A 1,753-nucleotide genomic window follows, 5' to 3' on the forward strand; every position below is an offset into this window, starting at 1 on the left:
GCTGAGGGGACGGCATCGCTTCGCCCGGACGTATCCCTCCCGAAGTGGAGGGCGCCCTGGCGCCCGTGAACGCGTCCGGGCGAAGCGATGCCGTCCCCTCAGCGACGGCGAGCGAGAGGACTACTGCACGTCGGCGTCCACCCAGTCGAAGGTCTTCGTCACGGCCTTCTTCCAGGACCGGTAGAGCCGCTCGCGCTCGTCCTCGGCCATGGCGGGCGACCAGCGCTTGTCCTCGGCCCAGTTCGCGGTGACGTCCTCCTCGCCCTTCCAGAACCCGACGGCGATGCCGGCGGCGTAGGCGGCGCCGAGCGCCGTCGTCTCGGCGACCTTGGGCCGCACGACGTCGACGCCGAGCTGGTCGGCCTGGAACTGCATGAGCAGCTCGTTCTGGACCATGCCGCCGTCGACCTTGAGCTCGGTGAGGTCGACGCCGGAGTCGAGCTTCATGGCGTCGACGACCTCGCGGGTCTGGAACGCCACGGCCTCGAGCGCCGCGCGGGCGATGTGGTTGCGGTTGACGTACCGGGTGAGCCCCACGAGCGCGCCGCGGGCGTCGGGGCGCCAGTACGGGGCGAACAGGCCGGAGAACGCCGGCACGAAGTAGGCGCCGCCGTTGTCCTCGACCTTGCGGGCCAGCCACTCGACGTCGGGGGCGTCCTCGAACATGCCGAGGTTGTCCCGCAGCCACTGGATGAGGGAGCCGGTGACGGCGATGGAGCCCTCGAGGGCGTACACCTGGGGGGCGTCGCCGATCTTGTAGCAGACGGTGGTGAGCAGGCCGTTCTTGCTCGGCACCTTCTCCGTGCCCGTGTTGAGGAGCATGAAGTTGCCGGTGCCGTAGGTGTTCTTCGCGGTGCCGGTCTCGAAGCACGCCTGGCCGAAGGTGGCGGCCTGCTGGTCGCCGAGGATGCCGGCGATCGGCACGCCGGGCACGAGGCCGCGGGGGCGGCCCTGCCCGTACACCTCGGAGGAGGAGCGGATCTCGGGCAGCATCGACATCGGGATGCCCATGTCCGCGGCGATGTCCTCGCGCCAGCTCAGGGTGTCGAGGTCCATGAGCATGGTGCGCGACGCGTTGGTGACGTCGGTGACGTGCACGCCGCCGTCGGGCCCGCCGGTCATGTTCCACAGCACCCAGGTGTCGGTGTTGCCGAACAGGAGGTCGCCCTTCTCGGCGGCCTCGCGCGCGCCCTCGACGTTGTCGAGGATCCACTTCACCTTGGGGCCGGAGAAGTAGGTCGCCAGCGGCAGGCCGACGATCGACTTGTACTTGTCGGCGCCCTCGGAGCCGCCGAGCTCGTCGACGATCGCCTGCGTGCGGGTGTCCTGCCACACGATCGCGTTGTACACCGGCTTGCCGGTGTTCTTGTCCCACACGACGGCGGTCTCGCGCTGGTTGGTGATGCCGATGGCGGCGAGGTCGGTGTGCGCCAGGTTGCCGCGCGTGAGCGCCAGCCCGACGACCTCGCGCACGTTGCTCCAGATCTGCTCGGCGTTGTGCTCGACCCATCCCGCCTTGGGGAAGATCTGGTCGTGCTCGAGCTGGCCGGTGGAGACGATCCGGCCGGAGTGGTCGAAGACGATGGCACGCGAGCTCGTCGTGCCCTGGTCGATGGCGAGGACGTAGTCAGCCATGGGGGTTGCCCTTCACGTCGGTGTGGGTGGTGCGGGTGCCGGCCGGGCCGTGCGGGCCGGCCGGCGGGGTGGGTGAGGAGTATAAGGAGCCCAGGAGGCCGGCGAGCACGCCCCCCCC

At 70.2% G+C, this 1,753-nt stretch carries 1 protein-coding gene; it reads right to left on the reverse strand.

The genetic code is table 11. The features are described 5' to 3' along the window. Positions 1 to 120: 120 nt before the first annotated feature. The gene (gene glpK, locus ACFQ80_RS20470) at positions 121 to 1,635 is read right to left on the reverse strand and encodes a glycerol kinase GlpK (protein ID WP_430550631.1); all 1,515 of its coding nucleotides are present in this window, start codon (positions 1,633 to 1,635) and stop codon (positions 121 to 123) included. Positions 1,636 to 1,753 lie beyond the last annotated feature (118 nt).

Origin of the sequence: Isoptericola sp. NPDC056578, assembly GCF_042793275.1 — a bacterium.
Lineage (GTDB): Bacteria > Actinomycetota > Actinomycetes > Actinomycetales > Cellulomonadaceae > Isoptericola.

Coding starts and splice junctions, on each gene's coding strand:
- glpK (WP_430550631.1), bottom strand. CDS start 1,635: ATGGCTGACTACGTCCTCGCCATCGACCAGGGCACGACGAGCTCGCGT.